Raw genomic sequence first — 24306 nt, 5'->3', positions numbered from 1 at the left:
GCATGACGCCAACGGCCTGACGGCCTTCCCGAAGGAGATGGCGGCGTCGCTAGGTCGTGGCGCGATGCGCAGGCGCATGGGGCGGCTCAATCTCCGGTGGTTCGGGTTCGTCCAGCGCACCCTCCCACTTCGCCACTACGGCGGTGGCAACCGCATTGCCGACGACATTGGTGCCCGACCGCCCCATGTCGAGGAACTGATCGACTGGCAGGATCAGCAACAGCCCTGCCTCCGGAATGCCAAACTGACCCATCACCGCTGCGATCACGACCAGCGATGCGCGCGGCACGCCGGCAATGCCCTTTGACGTGACCATCAGGACCAGCAGCATGATGATCTGGGTGCCGATCGACAAATCGATGCCGTAAACTCGGGCGATGAACAATGTCGCAAAGGTCATGTACATCATCGAGCCGTCAAGGTTGAACGAATAGCCCAGCGGCAACACAAAGCTTGCGATCCGGGGCGGCACCCCGAACCGATCAAGCGCCTCCAGTGTACGGGGATAAGCTGCCTCGGATGACGCGGTGGAAAAGGCCAGGAGGATAGGTTCGCGAATATAGCGGATCAGCGAAAATGCCCGTCGGCCGATAAACGCGAAAGCAGCACCGAACAGCAACAGCCACAGCACCGCCAGCCCGATATAGAAGCTGCCCACAAACAGCCCCAGCGTGACGATGATGCCCAATCCGTTAACAGTAATGGTGGCCGTGATCGCGGCAAACACCGCCAGCGGTGCGATCCGCATCACATAATCGGTGATCTGCAGCATCATTGCCGCCAGCGCTTCTGCACCCTTCACGATTGGTGCGCCCCGTTCGCCAATCGCCAGCAACGCGACGCCGGCGAACACCGAAAACACTACGATCTGGATAATCTCATTGGTCGCCATCGCATCGACGATTGACGATGGCACGACATGGGTGATCCATTTCGACAAGTCGAACGCCGCCTTGTCGAGGCCGACCGTCGCGTCGGGTGCCGGCAGCGAAAAGCCAAAGCCTGTGCCGGGCGCAACGGCATCAATCACGAATTCGATCCCGTGGAACAGGAGCAGCCCCAGGCTGAGCGAAATCAGTGACGCGGTAACGAACCACCCCATTGTCCGCGCGCCAATCCGCCCGAGCGACGCAGTGTCGCCCATATGGGCGATGCCGACGACCAATGTGGAAAACACCAGTGGCGCGATGATCATCTTGATCAGCCGCAGGAAAATCGTCGTGATGATTGAGAAGCCGCCAGCAATGTCCTTGAGCAATGCAGGTGCGGCCTCTGGCGGATCGATCCAGCCCCAACTCGCAAGCAGCGAGAGAAATGTGCGGATCGATTCTACGCCGTAATTGATCGCAGTACCTAGCAATAACCCCAAAACTAGGCCGATCATGATGTAAAGCGTCAGGCGCTTGGCCAAAGGAACCTCCCCGAAAATTCTGGCACCAGCGAAGGGCATTGTGGCGCGTGGGTCAAGCGCCCTATGAAGCAGCATCGAATTGAAGGGGGAATAGCCGCGATGATTCAGCACCTATTTTGCATCGTGCCGCGTGCCCTTGTGTTGCCATGATTAGTCGGCGCCAGTTGCTGGGAGCAGCCACGGCTTTGCCGCTGATTGGGACAGCAGGCCTGCTGCGCGCGGCTGAACCCGACCTTGTCGGACTCACCAATCTGACGGGCAATGTGCAGCCGATCACCCCTGCTGAGCGCCAGGCGCGGATTGCCCGCGCGCAAGCGCTGATGAAGGCAGCGGGTATCGGTGCAGTGCTGATCGAACCCGGCGCGAGCCTGACCTATTTCACGGGCGTTGAATGGCGCCGCAGCGAACGGCTGACGGCGGCGCTGGTGCCGGTCGAGGGCGACCCTTGTGTCGTCACGCCGTTTTTCGAAGAACCGTCGGTTCGCCAAACGCTAGCGGTGACGGCCACTGTCAAGGTCTGGCAGGAAGATGAGGACCCGCTTGCCCTGATCGCTGCGTTGTTGCGCGCGCGGGGACTCGCCGGCTTGCCGGTCGGCATTGAGGAAACTGTGCGCTATTTCGCGGTCGATAAATTGCGGCAAGCTTTGCCAAAGGCGCGAATCGTTTCCGCCAATCCGGTCGTCAGGGGCTGCCGGATGATCAAGACGCCCGCTGAAATTGCATTGTTGCAGGCCGCCAGTGACGTGACGGTTGCTGCTTATCGCTGGACCTACCCGCGGATCGAAAAGGGCATGACGCCAGCGCAGATCGGCGCGCTGATGACGGCGGCGACCCGAAAATTGGGCGGTGATCCCGAATTCGCTCTGGTGCTGATCGGCGAGGCCGCTGCTTACCCGCATGGCAGCCTGGCACCGCAAATCGTGGCCGATGGGCAAGTGGTGCTGATGGACTGCGGTTGCAGCGTTCATGGCTATCAATCTGACATTTCGCGGACATTCGTGCATGGCACAGCGTCTGCCGAGCAGCGCGCGGTGTGGGACCATGTCGCCAAAGGGCAGCAAGTGGCGCGCGCGGCCGCACAGATCGGGGTGCCGGCAGGCAGTGTCGACGATGCGGTGCGTCGCTATTATGAGGCGCAGGGTTATGGACCGGGCTATAAGCTGCCCGGCCTGTCACATCGGACCGGTCATGGGATCGGGATGGATGGGCACGAACCCGTCAATCTCGTGCATGGCGAGACGACCCCGCTGGCGGCAGGGATGTGCTTTTCGAACGAGCCCGGGATCTACTTGCCCGGCAAATTCGGCGTCCGGCTGGAAGACTGCTTCCATATGAGCACGACCGGACCAGTCTGGTTCAGCGAACCCCCGAAAAGCATCGACATGCCGTTTGGATGATAAGGCGAGAGGCGTGGCCAGAGCTGCGCTGTCGCCGTGCCAGCACTTTGTGGTGCCGTGGGCATCGGGGAGATACTTATCGCCGAATAACGCCCAGCGGTCACGGGAGAGGATTGGTGCAGCAACGGATGCCCAAGCCAATCGCGGTAGTTTGGAAATAGTTACGGGTCGCCGATGGCCGCTTGGTCATCCAGCCAATCGGCAAGTGCCCGGTAGGATAGTGGCGATGAAAGCCGAAGGCCGATTTCGCCGTCCAGGCTCCACCGGACAAAGGCATGCGTTGCGCCAAGCCCGTCAACCGCGACGACAACGGGTTCGTCCCGCGCGAATATTTCCGGGGTCACGACGGCAACCCCGACGATTGAGATATTGGCAATTGCCCCTTCGATGGTGCCGCGCCCGCTGATAATTCTGGCATTCCCTGCGCGTTGGAAACGGGGGGCACGGGGATGACGGCGGCGAATCGACTGACGTTCTTCGCGCAATACCGCATCGACATCGATTGGCATTTCAAACTGAACCCCGGCCTCGCGCCGCCGTGCCCAGCGGACGGTGGCCCAGAAGCATCGGTCTGACCGCAAATCAATCTGGACCCGGTCGCCTACTGCGGGCACCCGGTTCACCTCGATCATCGCACCGCTTGCGGAGAGATTTCGGACCACACAGAGTTGATCCGGCCCTGTCGAAACGAGCCGACCGACCCGAAAGACCGAAATATGACGCGCACCACCCCGGCGCTCAATATAGCCACGGCGATTGTCCAGCTCCATCGTCGCGGCAATTGTCATGTCGGTGTCAATCTCCTCGTCATGTCGGTCGAACGATCGGGTTGGTCAGGCGGGTCGGGTCGTTAAGGTGCATTCTAACGGGCGAGTATTAAGGGATTACAAAAAACATGTTTTTTCCATCGTTTCTGGACGGGGAGGCGTGAAGACGCGCGGGGGCTTTCGTCACCGTGATCGCGATGTTTGATGTGCGCGCCGTGTTTTGCTTGAGCGTGGCCGCGCGTCGCCCTAGATCAGCGGCATGACATCGACCAACGACATCCGCCGCAGCTTCCTGGATTATTTTGCCGGTGAGGGGCATGCTCGCGTGCCTTCCGCGCCGCTCGTGCCGCATAATGATCCGACGTTAATGTTCGTCAATGCCGGCATGGTGCCTTTCAAGAACGTCTTCACCGGGCTTGAATCACGGCCCTATCTCACGGCGAGCTCATCGCAGAAATGTGTGCGCGCGGGCGGCAAGCACAATGATTTGGACAATGTCGGCTATACGGCGCGGCACCATACGTTCTTTGAAATGCTCGGTAATTTCTCGTTCGGTGATTATTTCAAAGAACGCGCAATCTCGCTCGCCTGGAATTTGATCACCCGCGAATGGGGCATTGATCCCGATCGGCTGACGGTGACCGTCTATCACACCGATGATGAAGCCTTTGATCTGTGGCGCAAGATCGCCGGGCTGCCGGAAAGCCGGATCATCCGGATCGCCACCAACGATAATTTTTGGTCGATGGGCGATACCGGGCCGTGCGGGCCATGTTCCGAGATTTTTTACGACCATGGCGACCATATTCCTGGCGGCCCGCCGGGCAGTCCGGATGAGGATGGCGACCGCTTTGTAGAAATCTGGAATCTGGTCTTCATGCAGTTCGAGCAGGCCGCCGGTGGCGAGCGGACGCCGTTGCCGCGCCCATCGATTGATACCGGCATGGGGCTGGAGCGCATCGCCGCCGTGCTGCAGGGTGTGCACGACAATTATGATACCGATACATTCAAGGCACTGATCGCTGCATCCAGTGCGCTGACGCAAACGCCGTCTACCGCGGAAACCCAGGCGAGCCACCGGATCATCGCCGATCATCTGCGCACCAGCGGCTTTCTGGTGGCAGACGGCGTGCTGCCCGCCAATGAGGGGCGCGGTTACGTGCTGCGGCGAATCATGCGGCGTGCGATGCGCCATGCCCATCTATTGGGTGCCAAGGACCCGTTGATGCATCGGCTGGTCCCAGCGCTCGTCGCGGAAATGGGCGCTGCCTATCCGGAGCTGCTGCGCGCGCAGCCGTTGATTGAGGCAACGCTGGCGCAGGAGGAAACGCGTTTTCGCCAGACGCTGACCAACGGGCTGAAGCTGCTCGACGAGGCGACGGCAGGCATGGCGCCGGGCGCAACACTCGCCGGAGAAACGGCGTTCAAGCTATATGACACATTTGGCTTCCCGTATGATCTGACCGAGGATGCGCTTCGATCGCAGGGATTTGGTGTCGATCGTGCCGGATTTGATACGGCGATGGCCGAACAAAAGCGCGCCGCCCGCGCCGCCTGGAAGGGATCGGGCGAGCGCGCCTCCGATGAAGTCTGGTTTGACATTGCCGAGGAGGCGGGCGGTACTGAGTTCACGGGCTATACCAGCGATGTCGGTGACGGTACCGTTATCGCGTTGTTGAAGGACGGCGTTCGGGTTGATCGCGCTGGCCCCGGCGAAGTGGTCGTGTTGACCAATCAGACGCCCTTTTATGCCGAAAGCGGCGGCCAGATGGGCGATGCTGGCGTGATTAGCACCGATGGCGGTTTGCGCGCGAGCGTGCGGGATACCAGCAAGGCAGTCGGCCGGTTGCACGCGCATCAGGCGCTGATCACGGCTGGCGAAATCGTGCAGGGCGATACCGTCCACCTGGCAATTGACGTCGCGCGGCGCGCGCAGATTCGCGCCAATCATTCTGCAACGCACTTGTTGCATGCAGCGTTGCGCACGCGGCTTGGCGGGCATGTCTCCCAAAAGGGCAGCCTGGTGGCGGCCGATCGCTTTCGCTTCGATTTCTCGCATCCAAGCGCGCTGAGTGCCGCTGAGATTGCCGATATCGAAGCCGATGTGAACCGTCAGATCAGGGGCAATGGCCCGGTCACTACCCGGTTGATGACGCCAGAAGATGCGATTGCGGCGGGGGCAATGGCGCTTTTTGGTGAGAAATACGGCGATGAAGTGCGCGTGCTTGCGATGGGAACAGAAGCGGACGCACCCTATTCGGTCGAGCTGTGTGGCGGCACCCATGTATCGGCGCTAGGCGATATCGCCTTGTTCAAAATTGTCGCCGAGGGCGCTGTGTCGAGCGGTATCCGCCGGATCGAGGCGCTGACAGGCGAGGCCGCACGGCTTTGGCTCGCTGATCGCGATGAGAAACTGCGCGAGACGGCGAGTGTGCTCAAGGCGTCACCTGACGAGGTGCCGATGCGGGTCGCTGCCCTGGTTGACGATCGCCGGCGGCTTGAACGTGAGCTTGCCGAAGCGAAAAAGGCATTGGCGCTGGGTGGCGGCGCTGGCGCTGCACCAGCCGGGCCCGAAACGGTGGGGGGCATGAACTTTGCCGGTCAGGTCGTCGACGGGCTCGACCCCAAGGGTTTGCGCGGCGCAGTTGACGATGTGAAGACCCGAATTGGGTCGGGCATCGTGATGATTGTCGCGGTGAATGAGGGGCGTGCCTCTGTCGCGGTCGGGATCAGTGACGATCTGGTCGCCAATTATAATGCGGTTGATTTGCTGCGGATTGCGGTTGCCGAACTGGGCGGGCAGGGCGGCGGCGGGCGACCTGACATGGCGCAGGGCGGTGGCCCCGAAGGCGGGCGGGCGGCTGATGCCATCACTGCCGTCAAAAACGCCCTGATGGCGGAGACAACGACGGCCTGATCAGGTCGCTAAGCTATTGCCCGGCCCAAACCAGCGCCGTGATTCGCCATTTGCCGTCAACGCTGCGCAGCGTGGTAACAATGACCCCCTGTTGCGACATTAACTCATCGCCGCGCGCCGTAGCCATCATTGCTGGGCAGACCACATAGGCTTGATCGCTAACAAGCGTGAAGCGGGACGGGGCGCGCAGTGTCGTGTGGTTCATCGAAAAATCATGCTTGGTGCAATAGGCCCAGAGCGCTTCTACCCAGCGATCAAAACTGTTCGCCCCCGCCCACTGGAACGGGGCAAACGCATCAATGATCATCATATCGGGCGCGGTCAACGCACGCGCTTTGTCTGCTTCCAGCGCATCCAGGGCACGCCAGAATTGCTCGATTATCGACAAAATTTCGCGGGCGTCGTCGTTCATATCCATTAATTGCGGGATACTGATGCTTGGTTGACGTCAGGTAAAGGCCCTGGGCGCAACCGGCGGCATTCTTTCAGCGCGAGAAGATCGAATTACGGGCAGAATCGGCCAGCCAATGACCGAGATGACCGATGCTTGCCATAGTCGCCGCGCTATAGCTGCAGCCGGTGAGGGCGTAATCGACCGCCAGCAGAATGAGCGTAAGCGCAGCAAGGGCTTTGATCATCATGCGCAAATCAATGCGCTTTTGGGGTTAAGTCCGGCTGCACAGGGGTAGTGAATCGCGTGGGCAGGATGATTCTGCCCTCACGCCGGATGATCGCTGTCGCGTAATCGACGAAAGCGTGGCTCGCGCATCAGCCCCGCAGCGCCCTTAATCTCTTTGCGCAATGCATCGCGCTTTTCATGAATCGATGCGATCACAGGGCCGACGGCAACGCCAAGATCAGTCAGCACGGCTTCTGATAGCTGCAGCGAGCTCTCGAGCGTTTCCGGCACTGCATCGGTTACGCCTGCGCGATAGAGTTCTGCGGCGTGGTCGACATCGCGGGCGCGGGCAACAATGGTCAGATCAGGCACCCAATTGCGGACCCGTTTGGTCAGCCGGACCGTGAGTACAGGATCGTCCATCGTCAAAATCAACGCCTTTGCGCGGCCAAGATTGAGCCGATCGACCAATTCCGTCCGTGCGACATCGCCGAAGATCATTGGATAACCTTCTGCCCGGGCAGCGATAACGGTATCGATATCGGCTTCTACCGCGACAAAGGGCTGTTGATGGGCGCGGAGCATTTCCGCGACCATTCTGCCTACCCGGCCAAAGCCAATGATCACCGTGCCAGGCCCCTCTGCCGGGATGGTAATGCCCAGCGGATCGCCATCGGTGCGGCGTTCGATCCGACGCGCAGCCTGTCTGCCGATCCAAGCGAGCAGGGGCGTGAGCGTCAACCCAAGCGCGGTTACAGTTTCCCAGAAATTGGCAAAATCGGGCTTGATGAGCTGCGCCTGCGCAGCAGCACCCAATACAATCAATGTAGTCTCTGACGGACTGCCCATCAGCAAGCCGGTCTCTGCGGCAATGCCGCCGCGGATACCGGCCCAGCGCAACAGCCCAAAAGTAACCAGCGCTTTCACAGAAACGACTGCGACAATCGCGAGCAACAGCTCTGGCCAGCCGGCCAGGATCGATCGAAGATCGATGCTCATCCCCACGGTGATCAGAAACACGCCGAGCGCCAGACCGTTAAACGGCGCCGTCATCACTTCGACCTCGCTACGGTAATCGGTCTCTGCGATCAGCAGCCCGGCGAGCAGCGCGCCGACAATGGGTGAAAGGCCGACGGCCGTCGTGGCCAGGCTGGCCACGATTACGACGAGCAGCGACGCTGCCAGGAACAATTCGGGACTTTTGGTGCGCGCCGCCTGCGCGAACAGGCGCGGCAGGATGACCCGCCCGCCGATAAACATCAGCGCGATGGTCACCAGGCCCAGGGCAAGAATCCAGACAATCGCCAAAGGATCATTGGAGCCATGCGGGGCAAGGGCAGCCAGCGCAAAGATGATCGGCACCAGCGCCAGATCTTCGAACAACAGCATCGCAAAAGCCGCGCGGCCCACTCCGCTGGTGGTGCCTGCAATCGGGAGGACCAACGCTGTCGATGACAAGGCAAGCGCAAAACCCAGGGCCAGAGCACTCGACCAAGGCACGCCAAAGAGATGTGCCCCGACGCCAATAATCATGCCGGATGCGATCAGCTCAGCCGCTCCGGTGCCGAAAACCAACTGACGCATGCTCCATAGCCGCTTTAGCGAAAGTTCGAGCCCGATCGAAAAGAGCAGCAATGTGATACCGAATTCGGCAAACGGTTCGATCGCATCGGCATCAGAAATGGTGACATGCCGCAACCAGGGCATTTTGCCGACCAGTGCGCCCAGGCCGAAGGGGCCAACCAGTACGCCGACCAGAATGAATCCGATCACCGGGCTGATTTTCGCGCGGGCGAATGCCGGGATGACAAGCCCTGCGGCCCCCAGAATGACGAGCGCGTCTGAAAAACCGTGACTGTCGAGAGCGATGGTCATGACGGCATCTAGCCTGCCACGATGCGCTTTGTCAGCCCATGGCGGATTGAGGATAGCTGAAACCCCAATTGGCGGGGGAAAACTATGTTGCAGGCCTTTGCGGCTTCGGCTCGTGGATAACTGGATCGTCGTTTGCGAACAGCGCATCGACTGAGCCGCCATTGCGCGCCAGAATCGCTTCAACGCGTTTGCGGCCGAGATAATAAGGCAGCGCTGGATGATCAGTGCCCGCAGCGATCAGCCTTGCCGCTTCTGCATCGCTAAGGCTGCCGCCGCCGGCAACAAAATCGCAATAGCCCTCTACTTTCCAGGCAGGCGCTGCCTGCGCAGCAGCAAGGCCGAAATGGCGACGGAGCAGGCCATGCGCCATCTCATGGGCAATGACTTGGGAGAGCGGCCGGACCCCGCCAATCCTGCGCCCGTTGAAGGCGAGGTCCCGGACCATGTCGCTGCGGTTGACGATCACCAATTCCGAACCGGGCCGCGAGATCGCAAACGCGCTGACACTTGCTTTTGCGAGCGCGCGCCAGCGCCAGCCGCCATTGGTGAGGAAAATTCGGCTGCCTAGGCCGGGTACTGCAATGGCCGACGTGCTGAGCCGTTGGTCTGCCCGCGCAAGCACCGCATCCATCGCCGATGGGATCGGGAACTCAGCGGAAATATGATGCCCGCCAATCTGACGATGAAAAGGGAATGCAAGGTCGTCAGACGGTTGAGGTGCGCTGGCGGCGATCGCTGGCGCTGCAAGGGCGAGCAGCCAGCGAGATCGCGCGCCCGCCACGCCTACACACCCATCGCGGTTTCCAGATTGACGCGGACCTGTTCGAAAAATTGCTCCGTCGTCATCCAGGGCTGATTGGGCCCGATCAGCAGCGCAAGGTCTTTGGTCATATGACCGTTTTCAACGGTCTTGATGCAAACCCGCTCAAGCGTTTCGGCAAAGGCGGAGACTTCGGGCGTGCCATCAAACTTGCCGCGATATTTAAGGCCGCCGGTCCAGGCGAAAATCGACGCGATCGGGTTGGTCGAGGTTGCCTTACCCTGCTGATGCTGACGGAAATGGCGGGTGACGGTGCCGTGCGCCGCTTCTGCCTCAACGGTCTTGCCATCGGGCGTGAGCAACACGGACGTCATCAGCCCGAGCGAACCAAAGCCCTGGGCGACCTGATCGGACTGGACGTCGCCGTCATAGTTTTTGCAGGCCCAGACGAATTCGCCATGCCATTTCAGCGCGGAAGCGACCATGTCATCGATCAACCGATGTTCATAGACGATGCCAGCTTCCTTGAACTTGTCCTTGAATTCGCTTTCAAAGACCTCAGCGAACAAATCCTTAAAGCGGCCATCATAGGCCTTCAGGATGGTGTTCTTGGTCGATAGATAAACCGGCCATTTCAGGTTCAAGCCGTAATGCATCGATGCGCGCGCGAAATCGCGGATCGAATCGTCCAGATTGTACATCGCCAGCGCGACGCCCGGCGACGGGTATTGGAACACTTCGCGATCAATCACCGTGCCGTCATCGCCTTCGAACACCATGCGTAGCTTGCCGGGGCCGGGGACGAGGAAATCAGTAGCGCGATACTGATCGCCAAAGGCGTGGCGGCCAACGACGATCGGGTGGGTCCAGCTGGGGATCAGGCGCGGTACGTTCTTGATCACGATTGGTTCGCGGAAAATCGTGCCGCCCAGGATGTTGCGGATCGTGCCGTTGGGCGATTTCCACATTTTTTTGAGGCCGAATTCCGTCACCCGGTCTTCATCGGGAGTGATCGTGGCGCATTTCACGCCGACGCCATATTTTTGGATCGCACGCGCGCTTTCCACCGTGATCTTGTCATCGGTCTCGTCACGCTTCTCGACGCCCAGATCATAATAATCGAGATCGATATCGAGATAGGGAAGAATGAGGCGTTCACGGATCCATTGCCAGATGATCCGGGTCATCTCATCGCCGTCGATTTCGACGACGGGCGTCTTCACCTTAATTTTCGCCATCGATTGCTCGCTTATCCTTGGGGAAGGGTTTCTCAGCGCCGTCTAGGATGAAGGCCCGCGCCAATCAACCTCCCCAAACGTGCTGACTGGTACGAGTCCGCCCGGATTGGTGCGCGCGCATTGAAATGCTGCATTGCGCAATGTACAAAGCGACCATGCCATTGCCCGAAAAACCGCCGATTGGTGGTGCCAGCGTCACCTGGCGCTTTCCTGATGTTCATCCCGAAGGGCGCAAATATGTGCTGATCGCCGGTGCGGCGGCGTTTCTGTCCTTTTTTATCTGGGATTTCGTGACCTGGCCGCTGATTGGCCTAACGATCTGGGTTGCCGCGTTTTTCCGTGATCCGGTGCGGGTGACCCCACAGGGCGATGATTTGATCACAGCGCCTGCCGACGGGTTGATCACGATGATCGAACGAATGGCGGTGCCGCCCGAGCTTGCCGGTGAGAATTGCCTGGGTGCCGCACCATTGGTGCGGGTGTCGATTTTTATGAGCGTGTTCGATGTCCATATTAACCGGACGCCCATTCCCGGCACGATCCGCCAGGTTATTTATATTTCTGGCAAATTCCTCAATGCGGATCTCGACAAGGCGAGCGAGGAAAATGAACGCCAGCATATTCTGGTTGAGAGCCGCGATGGCCGCAAAATTGGCTTCACCCAGATTGCCGGGCTGGTTGCGCGGCGAATCGTGGGTTTCGTCAAACCTGGCGATATGGTGGCATCCGGGCAGCGAATCGGCCTGATTCGCTTTGGCAGTCGGGTTGACGTCTATTTGCCTGACGATTTCGCCTGCCAGGTCGTGCTCGGCCAGCGCAGTGTCGCGGGTGAAACGATCATTGGCCGCGCGCATGCGACGACGCCGCTGGGTATTACTCAGTGACGATGCCCGTGGCGGTGCCAAGGACAGCCCCGTCCACGCCCAATTTTGCCAAGCAGACGCGTGACGCCGCTGCCCCCCGTAGGTTTCGGCGCATCGCAGCAGCGCGATGAGGCGACCCCGGCCACGCCCGGTGCGCGGCCTGCCGTTGCGGGCGGTGGCGCCCAATGCAGTGACGGCGTTGGCGCTATGTTCCGGGCTGACAGGCATCCGTTTTGCGATCGCGGCCGAATGGCAACTGGCGGTGACGATGATCATGATTGCCGGTGTGCTCGATGGCCTGGATGGCCGGATCGCGCGGATGGTGCGGGGGGAGAGCCGGTTTGGCGCTGAACTTGATTCGCTGTCGGACGCCATTTCCTTCGGCGTTTCCCCGGCGCTGATCCTGTATCTTTGGTCACTTGGGGCATTTCCGCAGCTGGGCTGGCTATGCGCGTTGGTATTTGCCGTATTTTGCGCGCTGCGGCTCGCCCGGTTCAATGCCGCAATCGATATGGCCGACCAGCCCCACAAGCTGGCCGGGTTTCTCACCGGGATTCCCGCACCGGCTGGTGCCGGGCTAGCAATGCTGCCGCTTTATCTATGGTTCTGGACCGGGGAGGGGCTGTTTCGGTCGCCCTGGCTGGTCGCGCCCTGGATAGCGTTGGTGGCGATCATGATGGTGTCCAGCATGGCGACCTATAGCTGGTCGTCGCTCAAGCTGCGCAGTTCGGTCCGCTTTGAAGCGATTGCGGTCGTTGTCTTGCTGGGGGCGGCACTGGTTTCTGCCCCTTGGCACACGCTCACGTTGGTTTGCGTCGCTTATCTATTGTCGATGCCGTTCAGTATCCGCGGTTATGCGCGAATCAAGCAGCTGCGCGCCAAGCCGGCGGCCGCGCCACTGCCATGACGGGGCGACGACGCGGCATGGCACGGACGGGCATTGCCGGCGCGACGACGCCCTTAGCCGCGAATAGCGCGATGATCCGTGGCATGGCGGGAACCAACGTAAACATCATGACGGCACAGACTGACATCAGGGCCGCGGAGAACAATATCAGGCTCAACAGCGTCACCATCGTCTAATCCTCCGTCAATTGTTGAAATGCCCTGTCGTCCATGAAGGGGCGGGCGGTCATTTTTGTTCCGTGTACAGCTTACGAACCCGTTATGTTCCACCTCCGTTCCAACTGTCAAGCGTTGAATTGAACCTTGATTCGAGCCCTGGTCTCGGCTAAGCGCCGCGGCTCAACCCCGCATGGGAAGCGCACATCACCGGTGTCCGCCCGGGCCTTGGCCCGTTTGGATATTTGCTTCCCAGAGGACAAACCGGAAAGGAATTCCCTATGGCGGCACCAGTCGTCACCATGCAGCAATTGCTCGAAACAGGCGCACATTTCGGCCACCAGACTCACCGCTGGAACCCCAAGATGAAGCCCTATATCTTTGGCGACCGCAACGGCGTCCATATTCTCGACCTCAGCCAGACCGTGCCGTTGTTTGCGCGCGCGCTCGAATTCGTCGCTGCGTCGACAGCATCGGGCGGCAAAGTGCTGTTCGTCGGCACCAAGCGCCAGGCGCAGGAGCCTGTGGCAGACGCGGCGCGTCGTTCAGGCCAGCATTTCGTCAACCATCGCTGGCTGGGCGGCATGCTCACCAACTGGAAGACCATCTCGGGCTCGATCAAGCGCCTCAAGACGCTCGAAGAGCAGCTCTCCGGCGACACCACCGGCCTGACCAAGAAGGAAGTCCTGCAGCTCACCCGTGAGAAGGACAAGCTTGACCTGTCGCTCGGCGGCATTCGTGACATGGGTGGCATCCCGGACGTGATGTTCGTGATCGACGCCAACAAGGAAGAGCTGGCGATCAAGGAAGCCAACACTTTGGGTATTCCCGTCGTTGCGATTCTCGATTCGAACGTCTCGCCCGATGGCATCGCATTCCCGGTCCCCGCGAACGATGACGCCAGCCGCGCGATCCGCCTGTATTGCGAAGCAATTGCGATCGCCGCGACGCGCGGTGGTCAGCAGCAGCAGGCACAGAGCGGTCGTGACCTGGGCGCGATGGACGAGCCACCCGCTGAAGAAGCGCTGGCAGCACCCGTTGAAGCGGCCGTTGATCCCGAAATGGTCGCAGCGGCGAGCGATGCCGTGATGGCCGTCGAAGGCGAGCAGCAGCTCGACGCCTGAGTGGCGTCTCCGAACTGAAATATGGGCGGGGTAGGGCGCAAGCCTTCCCCCGTCCCTACCCATATTTATCGAAGATAAGGATGTAAGACATGGCCGAGATCACAGCCGCCGCCGTCAAGGATCTGCGCGAGAAGAGCGGCGCGGGCATGATGGATTGCAAAAAGGCATTGACCGAAGCGAATGGCGACATGGATGCCGCCATGGATTGGCTGCGCACCAAAGGGCTGGCTTCGGCCGCCAAGAAATCCAGCCGCACCGCAGCCGAGGGCCTGGTCGGCGTCGAAGTGTCGGGCACCAAGGGTGCCGTGGTTGAGGTCAATTCCGAGACCGACTTTGTCGCCAAGAATGATCAATTCCAGACGTTTGTCCGTGACGTGACCTCGGTCGCGTTGGAACTGGGCGATTCGATCGACGTGATCAAGGCGGCGCATCTGGGCGGCAAAACCGTCGAGGAAGTGCTGACCAACAATATCGCGACGATCGGCGAAAACCAGAATCTGCGCCGCGCCAAGCGGCTCGAAGTCAGCAGTGGCGCCGTGGTCCCTTACGTTCACAACGCAGCGGCACCGGGCCTCGGCAAGATTGGTGTGCTGGTTGCGCTTGAGAGCGACGCCGATGCCGATGTGCTGCTGCCGCTTGGCAAGCAGATCGCGATGCACATTGCAGCCGCTTTCCCGCTGGCGCTTAACGAGGAAGATCTCGATCCCGAGATCGTCGCTCGCGAACGCGCAATTGCGACCGAAAAGGCTGCCGAGAGCGGCAAGCCGGCCGATATCGTTGCGAAGATGGTCGACGGCGCGATCGCAAAGTACCGCAAGGAAAATGCGCTGGTCAGCCAGCTGCTGGTAATGGACGGCAAGACCAAGATTTCGGACGTGGTCGCCAATGCCGCCAAGGCTGCCGGCAAGACCATCGTGCTCACGGATTATGTCCGCTTCCAACTGGGCGAGGGCATTGAGCGCGAAACCAGCGATTTCGCCGCTGAAGTTGCCGCCGCCGCCGGCGTCAACTGATCAAATGAGGGGTGGGCTGGCACGGCTGGCCCACCCCGATTTGGCAAAGCGATGATGCGGTGCATGGCCCGTGTGAATCGTGTCGGCATGGACCGGCCATGATTAAGTTGTCACTGGTATCAGTGCTTGGCACGGTGAAGGGGGCCTACTAAGGTCGCGCCGCTGCCCTGCCCAAGCGCAAGTTGGATCGATGACCATACCCAAATTCAAGCGCATTTTGCTCAAGCTGTCCGGAGAGGCGGCGATGGGCGATCAAACCTTCGGGATCGACCCGGCCACCGTGGCGCGTGTTGCTGGCGAAGTGAAGCATGCCAAAGACGCCGGCTATCAGCTATGCCTGGTGATCGGCGGCGGCAATATCTTTCGCGGTATGGCTGGTGCTGCCAAGGGTATGGACCGGGCAACGGCGGATTACATGGGCATGCTGGCGACCGTGATGAATGCACTCGCGATGCAGGACGCGCTGGAGCGGCTAGGCGTTGAAACCCGGGTGCAGTCTGCAATTCCGATGGCGAGTGTTTGCGAGCCCTATATTCGGCGGCGGGCCGAGCGGCATTTGGAAAAGAACCGCGTTGTCATCTTCGCGGCCGGCACGGGGAGCCCCTATTTCACCACCGATTCAGGGGCGGCGTTGCGCGCGGCGGAAATGCGCTGCGACGCGTTGCTTAAGGGCACCAGCGTCGATGGTGTCTATAATGCCGACCCCAAGGTCGATCCCAATGCCGTTCGCTATGAACAGCTTACCTTCAGTCGTGTTCTGTCCGACGATCTTAAGGTAATGGATGCGAGCGCTGTTGCGCTGTGCCGGGATAACGATATTCCGATTGTCGTCTTCAATATCCGCGAAACCGGCAATCTTGCCCGGGTCTTGCGCGGCGAAGGTACATCGACAATCGTCAACAACAAGACGGAGAACTGACATGGCCGCCTATGACAAGGCCGATCTTGAGCGGCGCATGGCTGGCAGCGTTGAAGCGCTAAAGGGTGATCTGATCGGCCTGCGCACGGGCCGGGCGAGCACGTCATTGCTCGATCCGGTAACGGTTGAGGTTTATGGGTCGCATATGCCGCTAAACCAGGTTGCAACCGTGTCGGTCCCCGAATCACGGCTGATCTCAGTGCAGGTCTGGGATAAGGGCAATGTCGGCCCGTGCGACAAGGCGATCCGGTCGGCCGGCCTGGGCCTGAACCCGATTGTTGATGGCACCACTTTGCGTATCCCGATCCCGGATTTGACCGAAGAGCGCCGTAAGGAACTTGCCAAACTGGCTGGGCAATATGCTGAAAAAGCGCGTATTGCCGCGCGTAACGTGCGACGCGATGGCATGGAAAGCCTGAAGGCCGACGAAAAGAAGAACATCTTCAGTGAAGATGAGCGCAAGCGGCACGAGACTGAGGTGCAGAAGCTCACCGACGCGACGATTGCCGAGATCGATGCGGCTGCAAGTGCCAAGGAAAAGGAAATCCTCGGTAAGTGAAGCCTCGACCCGCCAATGTGCCTGAAAAGGCGGGTGAAGAAGGTGCGGTGCCGCGCCATGTCGCCATCATCATGGACGGCAATGGGCGCTGGGCAAAGCAGCGCCATTTGCCACGCCTGGAAGGGCATCGCCGCGGCGTAGAGGCGGCCCGGCGGATCACGCGCGCGGCCCGCGTGTTGGGTATTGAAGCCCTGACGCTTTATGCATTCTCGTCAGAGAATTGGCGCCGCCCTGAAGAGGAGGTGGGCGATCTGATGGGGCTGTTGCGGCTGTTCATCCGCAATGACCTTGATGAAATGGTGCGCGAGAATGTTCGGCTCCGCGTGATCGGCGACTATAGCCGTTTTTCGGCCGACATCGTTGCCCTGGTTGATGATGCGTTGGCGCGGACGGCGGGTAATGACGGGCCGATTTTGGCGATTGCGCTAAACTATGGCGCGCGGGCTGAATTGGCCAATGCTGCCCGGACGCTTGCCCAGCAAGTGCGCGATGGCGAGATCGCGATTGAATCGATCGACGAGCAGACGATTGAGCAACATCTCGATACCCATGATTTGCCGCCGCTCGACCTGTTGATCCGCACGTCGGGCGAACACCGGCTGTCCAATTTTCTGCTGTGGCAATCTGCCTATACCGAATTGCTGTTTGTCGACACGCTGTGGCCGGATTTTGATGAGGCAGCGCTTCGTGGTGCTGTGGCTTCTTTTGGTCGACGGCAGCGGCGCTTTGGCGGCTTGTGAGCGCGACGGACCCGAACCAGGGGCGATCCGAGCTTGCGACGCGCACCGTGGCCGGGCTTGGCATGGCGGGCCTCGCGCTGGTGGTGCTGTGGCTGGGCGGCTTCACCTTTTGGCTGGCAACGGCGATCCTCGGCTTAGGCGTAATTGGCGAATGGGCCGATCTCGCCAAGGTCGATGCCGCGACCAAGCGGCTGATGCTTTTTACGCTTTCCGTCCCGCTGGCGATTATGTGCCCCTGGGCTGCGGGGCCGAATTTCTTTGCGCTCGGTCTGGTCGCCGCAGCGGCCATATTCACGCTGGCCAGCACGCGACGGCCCGATCTGGCGCTGGGCATGGTCTATACCGGGTTGCCCGTGCTCGCCTTGTTGCTGATCCGCAAACAGCCGGATGGTTTAGTAATGACGATCTGGGCAATCGCGCTCGTTTCGATCTGCGATGTCGGCGCGTTTTTCGTCGGTCGGATGATCGGCGGCGCGCGGTTGGCGCCGATGATCAGCCCAAACAAGACCTGGGCTGGATTTTTCGGCGGGATCGTCGCGGCAGCCGCTTTCGGCGCCGTGATGCATGGCTTCTGGGGCTTGCCATGGCGATTGACGCTGGCCACCCCGGTGCTGGCGGTGGTGGCGCAGGCGGGGGACCTGTATGAAAGCTGGCTGAAGCGTCAATCGGGCGTGAAGGACAGTGGCAGCTTGTTGCCGGGCCATGGCGGGTTGATGGATCGCGTGGATGGGATGATTCCTGTCGCGCCGATCGCGGCTTTCCTGGTTATGTTGCCGGAAATTCAAAGATTGCTGATGGATGTGGTGCAGGGGCTTTAAGAATGAAAAGCGTTACGATTTTGGGGGCAACCGGCTCTATCGGGACATCGACGCTCGATCTGATTGAGCGCGAACCCGAAAATTTCGAAGTGCTGGCGCTGACCGCGAATTGCGATGTCGAAAAGCTCGCTGCCGCTGCGATCCGCACCAACGCGAGGCGTGCTGTTGTTGCCGAGGAGAGCTGCCTGGCCGATCTGCGCGCAGCGCTGGCCGGCACCGGTATCGAAACGGCCGGCGGTGCCAAGGCGCTTTGCGAAGCGGCGGCAATGGGCGCCGATGTCACCATGGCGGCCATTGTCGGCTGTGCTGGGCTGGAGCCGGTGTTGGCGGCGATCGGGCAAGGCGGGACGATCATCCTGGCCAATAAGGAGCCGCTGGTTTCGGCAGGCGACGTCATCCTGGCGGCCGCCGCCGCGTCTGGCGCGACGCTGTTGCCCGCTGATTCGGAGCATAATGCGATTTTCCAGTGTTTTGATTCGGCGCGGCCTCACCGGGTGCGGCGGATCATTCTGACGGCGAGTGGGGGGCCGTTTCGCGACAAGTCACTTGCTGAAATGCGGGAGATGACGCTGGAACAGGCGGTGGCGCATCCCAATTGGTCAATGGGAGCCAAGATTTCCGTCGATTCAGCGACGCTGATGAACAAGGGGCTGGAGCTAATCGAGGCGGCGCGGCTGTTCCCCGTCGCCAATGATCAGCTAGAGATTATTGTTCATCGCCAATCGGTTATCCATTCAATGGTGGAATATGTCGATGGGTCGGTGCTTGCCCAGTTGGGACCGCCCGATATGCGGACGCCGATCGCCTATTGCCTGGCCTGGCCGGATCGCATGGCCGCCCCCATGGCCCCGCTTGATTTCGTGGGCATCGGCCGACTTGATTTTGAGGCCCCCGATCCGGTCCGTTTTCCCGCCTTGCGGCTGGCACGATCAGCGCTGGAAGCGGGGGGCGCGCGACCGGCCATTTTGAATGCCGCCAATGAGGTGGCCGTGGCGGCTTTTCTTGAAAGACGAATTGGCTTCCTCGAAATTGCCGCAATCGTCGAAGATACGCTAAATGGCTATGACCCGGCCGCCCCGGATTCGCTTGAAGCGGTATTGGCAGTCGATGCCGAGGCGCGCCGGCTGGCGAGTGAACGTGTGAAGGATTGCGTCATTTGATCCAGACCCCAGGATTTCTCTACACAGTCATAGCGTTCGTCCTGGTAATTGGGCCGTTGGTGTTCGTGCATGAACTTGGCCATTATCTCGCCGGCCGCCTGTTTGGGGTGAAGGCGGATGAATTCTCGATCGGCTTTGGCCGCGAAGTGTTCGGGGTAACCGACAAACGCGGTACGCGCTGGAAGTTCGGCTGGATGCCCTTGGGCGGCTATGTGAAATTCGCTGGCGATATGGATGCGTCAAGCAAACCCGATCCTGAATGGCTGGCCCTGCCAGCGGAGGAACGCGCGCGCACCTTTCAGGCTAAACCGATCTGGCAGCGAGCGATTATCGTGGCGGCCGGACCGATCACCAATTTCCTGGTGGCGATCGCGATCCTGATGGGCTTTGCGATCAGCTATGGCGATCTGCGTACGCCGGCGGTGATCGGGTCGATCCAGCCAGGTAGTCCTGCAGCGTCCGCTGGCTTGCGCCAAGGCGACAAGATCGTCGCCTTGGCGGGGCGGCCGATCGGTACCTTTGAAGATATGGTCCGGTTCGTCCAAATCCGACCAGGCCAAAGCGTTCGGGTGGATTTCGTTCGCGATGCTGCGCCCAAGGGGGTTACGCTCACCATTGGCACCCATGTGGAGCGCGATCGGTTCGGTAATGAACCCAAAATCGGCAGGATCGGCATTGGCCGTGCGGCGGCAACGCTGGTGCCCGTCAGCCTGATCGAAGCACCCGCAGTCGCGGTTCGGCAGACCGGCAGCATTCTGCGCATGATGGGGGATGTGATCGGGCAAATCGTGTCGGGCCGGCGTTCGGTCAAGGAACTTGGCGGGCCGTTGAGCATTGCGAAAGTTTCAGGCGAGCAGATGGCGCTGGGCACATCGTCGTTCGTTTTCCTGATTGCGCTTGTTTCGATTAATCTGGGATTCATTAACCTTTTGCCAGTGCCTGTACTCGATGGCGGTCACCTGCTGTTTTATGCGATCGAGGCTGTCCGCCGTCGACCGTTGGAGGCACAGGTGCAGGAATGGGCTTTTCGAGGCGGATTGGCTGCCGTGCTAGCGTTGATGGTGATGGTGACGTTCAATGACCTGGGCACGTTGGGCCTATGGAATAAGCTGGGGATTCAGCTAGCCGGGTTGATCGGTTGATCGGGTTCGGGCAGGGCGACGCACGCCGTGCAATGCAGACATATCCGTTTTGGGGTAAAATAGTGACAGCGACCAGATCTTCCAAATTCGGTGCACGTGCAGTTGCGGTTTTGCTGGCCGGCACCATGCTTTCTGGATTATCCGGCACAGCGATGGCGCAAAGCGATGCGCCACGCGTGCTGGCACCGATGCCGGCGCAGGGGCCCGAAGCCCCGGTTCGCGTGATCAAGACGCTGCGGGTCGATGGAACCCAGCGCATCGAACCCGATACGGCCTTGTCGTACACCAAGCTGCGGATCGGTCAGGCCTTCACCAATGAATCGCTCGATCAGGCGATCAAGGACCTGTATAATAGCGACTTATTTGCCGATGTGACGATCAGCGGTGCGCAAACCGGCGATATTGTCCTGAAGATCCGCGAAAATCCGATCATCAACCGCGTGCTGATTGAAGGCAATAAGCGGTTGAAGAGCGACAAGATCCAGAAGGAAATCAAGCTCGCGCCACGGCAGATCTTCACCCGATCGGCCGTGCGATCCGACGTTGCGCGGATTATTGAACTTTATCGGCGTCAGGGCCGTTTTGCCGCGTCGGTGAGCCCCAAGATGGTGGCGCTCGACCAGAACCGCGTCGATATCATTTTTGAAGTTTCTGAAGGGCCGAAATCCAAGGTTCGCCAGATTAACATCATCGGCAACGAGAAGTTTTCCGACGGCAAGCTGCGCGGCGAGATGGCAACCAAACAGGCGCGCCTGACATCGTTGCTCAGCTCCAGCACCAGCTATGATCAAGACCGCCTTGCCTTTGATCAGCAGAAGCTCCGCCAGTTCTACCTGACCGAGGGCTATGCCGAATTCAAGATTACCTCTGCCATTGCGGAGCTGACCCCTGACAAGCGTGATTTCATCATCACTTATGTGTTGCAGGAGGGGAAACGCTATAAATTCGGCGACGTGACGGTCGATAGCGACATTCGCGATTTCGACAACAAAGCGCTTGCTGCCGGTCTGCTCGCCAAAAAGGGCAATTGGTACAATGCCAAGCAGGTTGAAGATTCGATTGAGTCGATCAATGAGACTGCCGGGCTGTTCGGATATGCCTTTACCGAGGTGAATCCTGAATATTCGCCTGATCGCGAAGCGTTCACAATGTCGATCAACTTCCATATTTCGGAAGCCAAGCGGACGTATGTCGAGCGGATCGATATTAACGGCAATACGATAACGCAGGACAAGGTCATCCGTCGCGAGATGCGCCTGGCAGAGGGCGATCCGTTTAACAGCTTCCTGGTCAAGCGATCACAGGACCGGATCAACTCGCTCGGCTATTTCCAGGAAAAGTTCGAGATATCGCAAAAGCCAGGCTCTTCGCCCGATCGCGTTGTGCTTGAAGCCAATGTCGAAGAGAAATCGACCGGTGAACTCAACCTTTCGGCTGGTTTTTCAAGCCTTGAGCGGTTCATCCTGCAAGCCTCAGTCAAGCAGCGCAATTTCCGCGGCAAGGGCCAGGAACTGCGCGCCAGCGTCAGCTATTCGCAATTTAACAAATCAGTCGAAGTCGGCTTTACGGAACCCTATCTGTTGGGGAAGACCATCGCGGTCGGCGGTGATATTTTCCGGCGTGATTTCAGTTCGTTCGGTTTTCAGGGAAATCAGCGAAACACCACCTTCAGCCAGATTTCGACCGGTTTTCAGATCCGCGCCGGCGTGCCGATCACCGAATATCTCTCTTTGTCTGGCCGCTATGGTCTGACCTATGACGAGGTCGGGCTTGATCAGGCAACGTTTTTTGTCAATGGCGCGTGCGATCCGATCAGGGCAGGGCGTTACCTTTGCGATTCGATCGGCAACCGCGTGACATCGTCGGTAGGGTATTCGCTGCTTTACAATAGCCTGAACAGCGGGATCCGCCCGACGGCAGGAAATCGCGTCATTTTCAGTCAGGATATCGCCGGCCTTGGTGGGGACGTGCGCTATATCAAAACCAAATTCGATGCCGACAAATATTGGAATGTCGGCAGCGGCTTTATCTTCTCGGTCGGCTTGGAAGGGGGCTATGTTCTTCCGCTGGAAAGTGGGCGTGGCCCCGGGATCGATGCCGTCCGGATCAATGATCGCTATTACTTGGGCGAACCACAGTTCCGCGGCTTTGATATTCGCGGTGTCGGGCCGCGCATTCAACGCATCAGCTACACCGACGGCACGGTCAATCAAACGCTGCAGGATGGCCGCAATCAGTTTCTCGATGATCCGCTGGGCGGCAGGGCCTATTATCTGGGGCATGTGGAACTCGAAATCCCCCTTGGCGCTGGTGCCCGCGATCTTGGGCTGCGCCCGTCGATCTTCATGGATTTCGGTGCGTTGTTCGGGGTCGCGCGGCCATTGCCCACCGCCAACTCGATCGATCCGATCAATTTCCCAAATGGGTTCCCGACGCTTACCGATCCGGCCACGGGCAGAACATTTATCGGTTCAATCTTTACGCCAGTGGCGGGGGTCTTTACCTATAATGCCGGTACGGTTGACGCACCGATCACAACAACGACGAGTTGCGCCGCGGGTATCCCTGATTCCACCGGCACCTGTATCGGTACGGCACCAAATCCTCAATTTCTGACTGAACAGACGCCATTTATTGAGCGATTCCTGGGCAATTCTGCGATACCGCGAGTCACGATCGGTATTGGGGTGAACTGGAATTCGCCGTTCGGGCCGCTTCGAATCAACGTCGCCCGGGCATTGTTTCAACAGCCAGGCGATGATGCCAAACTCGTTACTTTCAATGTAGGGACAAGCTTCTAATGAAAATTCTTCTCCAAGGCGCAGCGCTAGCGGTCGTCCTTTCGGCTGGCATGGTCATCGCGCCCGTTGCCGCTGTCGCACAGACGCTGACGGTTGATGTCGATCAGGTTTATAAGGATAGCCTCGGCGGCAAGAGCGGCGGTGACCAGCTCGAAGCAAAATATGGTTCGCAGTTGAAGGCGGCACAGGCCAAGCTGCAGACGGCCGTAACTGGCTGGAACACCCAGGTTGAAGCCGCCAAAAAGGTGATCAAGCCCGATGGCACATTGCCCCCCGCCAACCAGGCAGCGGTTGATCAGGCACGCCAGTCGTTGAACGAATCAAAGGCTGCCTTTGATGAGCTTCGCCAGGAAATTCAAAATGCTGATCAATATGTAAAGTATCAGATTCTGGAAAAGCTGGTGCCTGTGACCGAAAAGATCCGCAAGGACCGCAAGGGCGATGTGGTTGTGCCGCGCGCATCAGTGCTCGCTTTTGATCCGGCCAACGACATTACCGCGACCGCGCTGCAGCAGCTCAACACGACGCTGACCACGGTGTCGATCACGCCGCCGCAGCAGAATCAGGGCGCAGCACCGGCACAGGGCACCGCTCCCGCGCAGCCTGCCAAGCAGCAGCCGCAAACCCGGTGAGCGACGAAGCGACGGCAGCGACGTCCTATGCGCTCGATATCGGGCGCGTGATGGCGGCGCTGCCGCACCGCTATCCGATGCTGCTGGTCGATCGGGTCGAGGCGCTTGTCCTCGACCAGTCGATTATAGCGATCAAAGCGGTGACGATGAATGAGGGCTTTTTTCAGGGGCATTTCCCTGGTCGCCCGATTATGCCCGGTGTGTTGATTGTCGAAGCATTGGCTCAGGCGGCCGGGGTGCTCGCGGTCGAGAGCCTGGGGCTCGCGGGATCGGGCAAGCTCGTCTATTTCATGGCGATCGAAGGTGCCAAGTTCCGCAAGCCGGTTGAGCCGGGCGTACTGCTCAAGCTGCACGTCGATTTCGTGCAGAAGCGCTCGAGCGTCTGCAAATTCGCCGGCAAGGCGACAGTCGATGGCGTTGTGGTGGCTGAAGCCAACTTCACCGCGATGATTGCGGACCCGCCCAAGGCATAAAGCCCCGGGCGGTGTC

At 59.9% G+C, this 24306-nt stretch carries 23 protein-coding genes; 16 read left to right on the top strand and 7 right to left on the bottom strand.

Going from position 1 to position 24306, the window contains the following annotated elements:
• Positions 1 to 49 precede the first annotated feature (49 nt).
• Positions 50 to 1411 carry a dicarboxylate/amino acid:cation symporter gene (locus tag B7Y43_RS02190; RefSeq protein WP_374129970.1) on the bottom strand — a complete coding sequence of 454 codons (1362 nt, stop codon included), beginning with the start codon at positions 1409 to 1411 and terminating at the stop codon, positions 50 to 52.
• A gap of 146 nt (positions 1412 to 1557) precedes the next feature.
• Between B7Y43_RS02190 and B7Y43_RS02185 the strand changes: the two genes are divergently transcribed.
• Positions 1558 to 2808, top strand: a complete 1251-nt coding sequence (locus tag B7Y43_RS02185; protein ID WP_374129969.1) for a Xaa-Pro peptidase family protein — start codon at positions 1558 to 1560, stop codon at positions 2806 to 2808.
• A gap of 161 nt (positions 2809 to 2969) precedes the next feature.
• Here the strand turns inward: B7Y43_RS02185 and B7Y43_RS02180 are convergent, their stop codons facing one another.
• Complete coding sequence (locus tag B7Y43_RS02180) at positions 2970 to 3596, bottom strand: PilZ domain-containing protein (RefSeq protein WP_374129968.1); 627 nt, start codon at positions 3594 to 3596, stop codon at positions 2970 to 2972.
• A 238-nt stretch (positions 3597 to 3834) separates the two neighbouring features.
• Here B7Y43_RS02180 and alaS point away from each other — a divergent pair, with 238 nt between their 5' ends.
• A complete protein-coding gene (alaS, locus tag B7Y43_RS02175; RefSeq protein ID WP_374129967.1) occupies positions 3835 to 6492 on the top strand; it encodes an alanine--tRNA ligase in 2658 nt (885 codons plus the stop codon).
• A gap of 13 nt (positions 6493 to 6505) precedes the next feature.
• Here alaS and B7Y43_RS02170 read toward each other — a convergent pair whose 3' ends face one another.
• From B7Y43_RS02170 to B7Y43_RS02150, 5 genes are all read right to left on the bottom strand, one after another.
• The gene (locus tag B7Y43_RS02170; RefSeq protein WP_374129966.1) at positions 6506 to 6904 is read right to left on the bottom strand and encodes a nuclear transport factor 2 family protein; all 399 of its coding nucleotides are present in this window, start codon (positions 6902 to 6904) and stop codon (positions 6506 to 6508) included.
• A gap of 73 nt (positions 6905 to 6977) precedes the next feature.
• Positions 6978 to 7133, bottom strand: coding sequence for a hypothetical protein (locus B7Y43_RS02165; RefSeq protein ID WP_374129965.1), 156 nt, complete (start codon positions 7131 to 7133; stop codon positions 6978 to 6980).
• 77 nt (positions 7134 to 7210) lie between these two features.
• On the bottom strand, positions 7211 to 8986 hold the full coding sequence (locus tag B7Y43_RS02160) for a cation:proton antiporter (protein ID WP_374129964.1): 1776 nt from the start codon (positions 8984 to 8986) through the stop codon (positions 7211 to 7213).
• Positions 8987 to 9068: 82 nt separating this feature from the next.
• Positions 9069 to 9767: a hypothetical protein gene (locus tag B7Y43_RS02155; RefSeq protein ID WP_374129963.1), complete on the bottom strand. Its 699-nt coding sequence runs from the start codon at positions 9765 to 9767 to the stop codon at positions 9069 to 9071.
• A gap of 2 nt (positions 9768 to 9769) precedes the next feature.
• Entirely contained in the window at positions 9770 to 10984 is a 1215-nt protein-coding gene (locus B7Y43_RS02150) for an NADP-dependent isocitrate dehydrogenase (RefSeq protein ID WP_374129962.1), read from the bottom strand.
• A 140-nt stretch (positions 10985 to 11124) separates the two neighbouring features.
• On the opposite strand from B7Y43_RS02150, the gene B7Y43_RS02145 reads away from it, so the two are divergent.
• From B7Y43_RS02145 to fabZ, 14 genes are all read left to right on the top strand, one after another.
• Positions 11125 to 11868 carry a phosphatidylserine decarboxylase gene (locus tag B7Y43_RS02145; RefSeq protein ID WP_374129961.1) on the top strand — a complete coding sequence of 248 codons (744 nt, stop codon included), beginning with the start codon at positions 11125 to 11127 and terminating at the stop codon, positions 11866 to 11868.
• A 106-nt stretch (positions 11869 to 11974) separates the two neighbouring features.
• On the top strand, positions 11975 to 12754 hold the full coding sequence (locus B7Y43_RS02140; protein ID WP_374129960.1) for a phosphatidylcholine/phosphatidylserine synthase: 780 nt from the start codon (positions 11975 to 11977) through the stop codon (positions 12752 to 12754).
• A 17-nt stretch (positions 12755 to 12771) separates the two neighbouring features.
• A complete protein-coding gene (locus B7Y43_RS02135) occupies positions 12772 to 12930 on the top strand; it encodes a hypothetical protein (protein WP_374129959.1) in 159 nt (52 codons plus the stop codon).
• Positions 12931 to 13190: 260 nt separating this feature from the next.
• On the top strand, positions 13191 to 14033 hold the full coding sequence (gene rpsB / locus B7Y43_RS02130) for a 30S ribosomal protein S2 (RefSeq protein WP_374129958.1): 843 nt from the start codon (positions 13191 to 13193) through the stop codon (positions 14031 to 14033).
• An 89-nt stretch (positions 14034 to 14122) separates the two neighbouring features.
• The gene (tsf, locus tag B7Y43_RS02125) at positions 14123 to 15046 is read left to right on the top strand and encodes a translation elongation factor Ts (protein ID WP_374129957.1); all 924 of its coding nucleotides are present in this window, start codon (positions 14123 to 14125) and stop codon (positions 15044 to 15046) included.
• Between the two features lie 190 nt (positions 15047 to 15236).
• Positions 15237 to 15965: a uridine monophosphate kinase gene (gene pyrH / locus B7Y43_RS02120; protein ID WP_374129956.1), complete on the top strand. Its 729-nt coding sequence runs from the start codon at positions 15237 to 15239 to the stop codon at positions 15963 to 15965.
• 1 nt (position 15966) lies between these two features.
• Positions 15967 to 16524, top strand: a complete 558-nt coding sequence (gene frr / locus B7Y43_RS02115; RefSeq protein WP_374129955.1) for a ribosome-recycling factor — start codon at positions 15967 to 15969, stop codon at positions 16522 to 16524.
• A complete protein-coding gene (locus B7Y43_RS02110; protein ID WP_374129954.1) occupies positions 16521 to 17264 on the top strand; it encodes an undecaprenyl diphosphate synthase family protein in 744 nt (247 codons plus the stop codon). The genes frr and B7Y43_RS02110 overlap by 4 nt, the downstream gene beginning before the upstream one ends.
• The gene (locus tag B7Y43_RS02105) at positions 17261 to 18082 is read left to right on the top strand and encodes a phosphatidate cytidylyltransferase (RefSeq protein ID WP_374129953.1); all 822 of its coding nucleotides are present in this window, start codon (positions 17261 to 17263) and stop codon (positions 18080 to 18082) included. The genes B7Y43_RS02110 and B7Y43_RS02105 overlap by 4 nt, the downstream gene beginning before the upstream one ends.
• Before the next feature lie 2 nt (positions 18083 to 18084).
• A complete protein-coding gene (locus B7Y43_RS02100) occupies positions 18085 to 19242 on the top strand; it encodes a 1-deoxy-D-xylulose-5-phosphate reductoisomerase (RefSeq protein WP_374129952.1) in 1158 nt (385 codons plus the stop codon).
• Positions 19239 to 20384: an RIP metalloprotease gene (gene rseP / locus B7Y43_RS02095; RefSeq protein ID WP_374129951.1), complete on the top strand. Its 1146-nt coding sequence runs from the start codon at positions 19239 to 19241 to the stop codon at positions 20382 to 20384. Before B7Y43_RS02100 ends, rseP begins: the two co-directional genes overlap by 4 nt.
• A gap of 32 nt (positions 20385 to 20416) precedes the next feature.
• A complete protein-coding gene (bamA, locus tag B7Y43_RS02090; RefSeq protein ID WP_374129950.1) occupies positions 20417 to 23185 on the top strand; it encodes an outer membrane protein assembly factor BamA in 2769 nt (922 codons plus the stop codon).
• Positions 23185 to 23817 (top strand): OmpH family outer membrane protein, encoded by a 633-nt coding sequence (locus B7Y43_RS02085; protein ID WP_374129949.1) that lies wholly within the window; start codon positions 23185 to 23187, stop codon positions 23815 to 23817. The genes bamA and B7Y43_RS02085 overlap by 1 nt, the downstream gene beginning before the upstream one ends.
• The gene (fabZ, locus tag B7Y43_RS02080) at positions 23814 to 24290 is read left to right on the top strand and encodes a 3-hydroxyacyl-ACP dehydratase FabZ (RefSeq protein ID WP_374129948.1); all 477 of its coding nucleotides are present in this window, start codon (positions 23814 to 23816) and stop codon (positions 24288 to 24290) included. The genes B7Y43_RS02085 and fabZ overlap by 4 nt, the downstream gene beginning before the upstream one ends.
• The last annotated feature ends 16 nt before the right edge of the window (positions 24291 to 24306 follow it).

It is taken from the genome of Sphingomonas sp. 28-62-20, from assembly GCF_002281505.1.
Note: the sequence above shows the minus strand (reverse complement) of the source record. Positions and strands in the feature narration are given on the sequence as shown.

Excerpts from the sequence above, each read along its gene's own strand:
- B7Y43_RS02185 (WP_374129969.1), top strand. The coding sequence starts at position 1,558 with ATGATTAGTCGGCGCCAGTTGCTGGGAGCAGCCACGGCTTTGCCGCTG.
- B7Y43_RS02180 (WP_374129968.1), bottom strand. The coding sequence starts at position 3,596 with ATGACAATTGCCGCGACGATGGAGCTGGACAATCGCCGTGGCTATATT.
- alaS (WP_374129967.1), top strand. The coding sequence starts at position 3,835 with ATGACATCGACCAACGACATCCGCCGCAGCTTCCTGGATTATTTTGCC.
- B7Y43_RS02170 (WP_374129966.1), bottom strand. The coding sequence starts at position 6,904 with ATGAACGACGACGCCCGCGAAATTTTGTCGATAATCGAGCAATTCTGG.
- B7Y43_RS02165 (WP_374129965.1), bottom strand. The coding sequence starts at position 7,133 with ATGATGATCAAAGCCCTTGCTGCGCTTACGCTCATTCTGCTGGCGGTC.
- B7Y43_RS02160 (WP_374129964.1), bottom strand. The coding sequence starts at position 8,986 with ATGACCATCGCTCTCGACAGTCACGGTTTTTCAGACGCGCTCGTCATT.
- B7Y43_RS02150 (WP_374129962.1), bottom strand. The coding sequence starts at position 10,984 with ATGGCGAAAATTAAGGTGAAGACGCCCGTCGTCGAAATCGACGGCGAT.
- B7Y43_RS02145 (WP_374129961.1), top strand. The coding sequence starts at position 11,125 with ATGTACAAAGCGACCATGCCATTGCCCGAAAAACCGCCGATTGGTGGT.
- B7Y43_RS02140 (WP_374129960.1), top strand. The coding sequence starts at position 11,975 with ATGAGGCGACCCCGGCCACGCCCGGTGCGCGGCCTGCCGTTGCGGGCG.
- B7Y43_RS02135 (WP_374129959.1), top strand. The coding sequence starts at position 12,772 with ATGGCACGGACGGGCATTGCCGGCGCGACGACGCCCTTAGCCGCGAAT.
- rpsB (WP_374129958.1), top strand. The coding sequence starts at position 13,191 with ATGGCGGCACCAGTCGTCACCATGCAGCAATTGCTCGAAACAGGCGCA.
- tsf (WP_374129957.1), top strand. The coding sequence starts at position 14,123 with ATGGCCGAGATCACAGCCGCCGCCGTCAAGGATCTGCGCGAGAAGAGC.
- pyrH (WP_374129956.1), top strand. The coding sequence starts at position 15,237 with ATGACCATACCCAAATTCAAGCGCATTTTGCTCAAGCTGTCCGGAGAG.
- frr (WP_374129955.1), top strand. The coding sequence starts at position 15,967 with ATGGCCGCCTATGACAAGGCCGATCTTGAGCGGCGCATGGCTGGCAGC.
- B7Y43_RS02100 (WP_374129952.1), top strand. The coding sequence starts at position 18,085 with ATGAAAAGCGTTACGATTTTGGGGGCAACCGGCTCTATCGGGACATCG.
- bamA (WP_374129950.1), top strand. The coding sequence starts at position 20,417 with ATGCAGACATATCCGTTTTGGGGTAAAATAGTGACAGCGACCAGATCT.
- B7Y43_RS02085 (WP_374129949.1), top strand. The coding sequence starts at position 23,185 with ATGAAAATTCTTCTCCAAGGCGCAGCGCTAGCGGTCGTCCTTTCGGCT.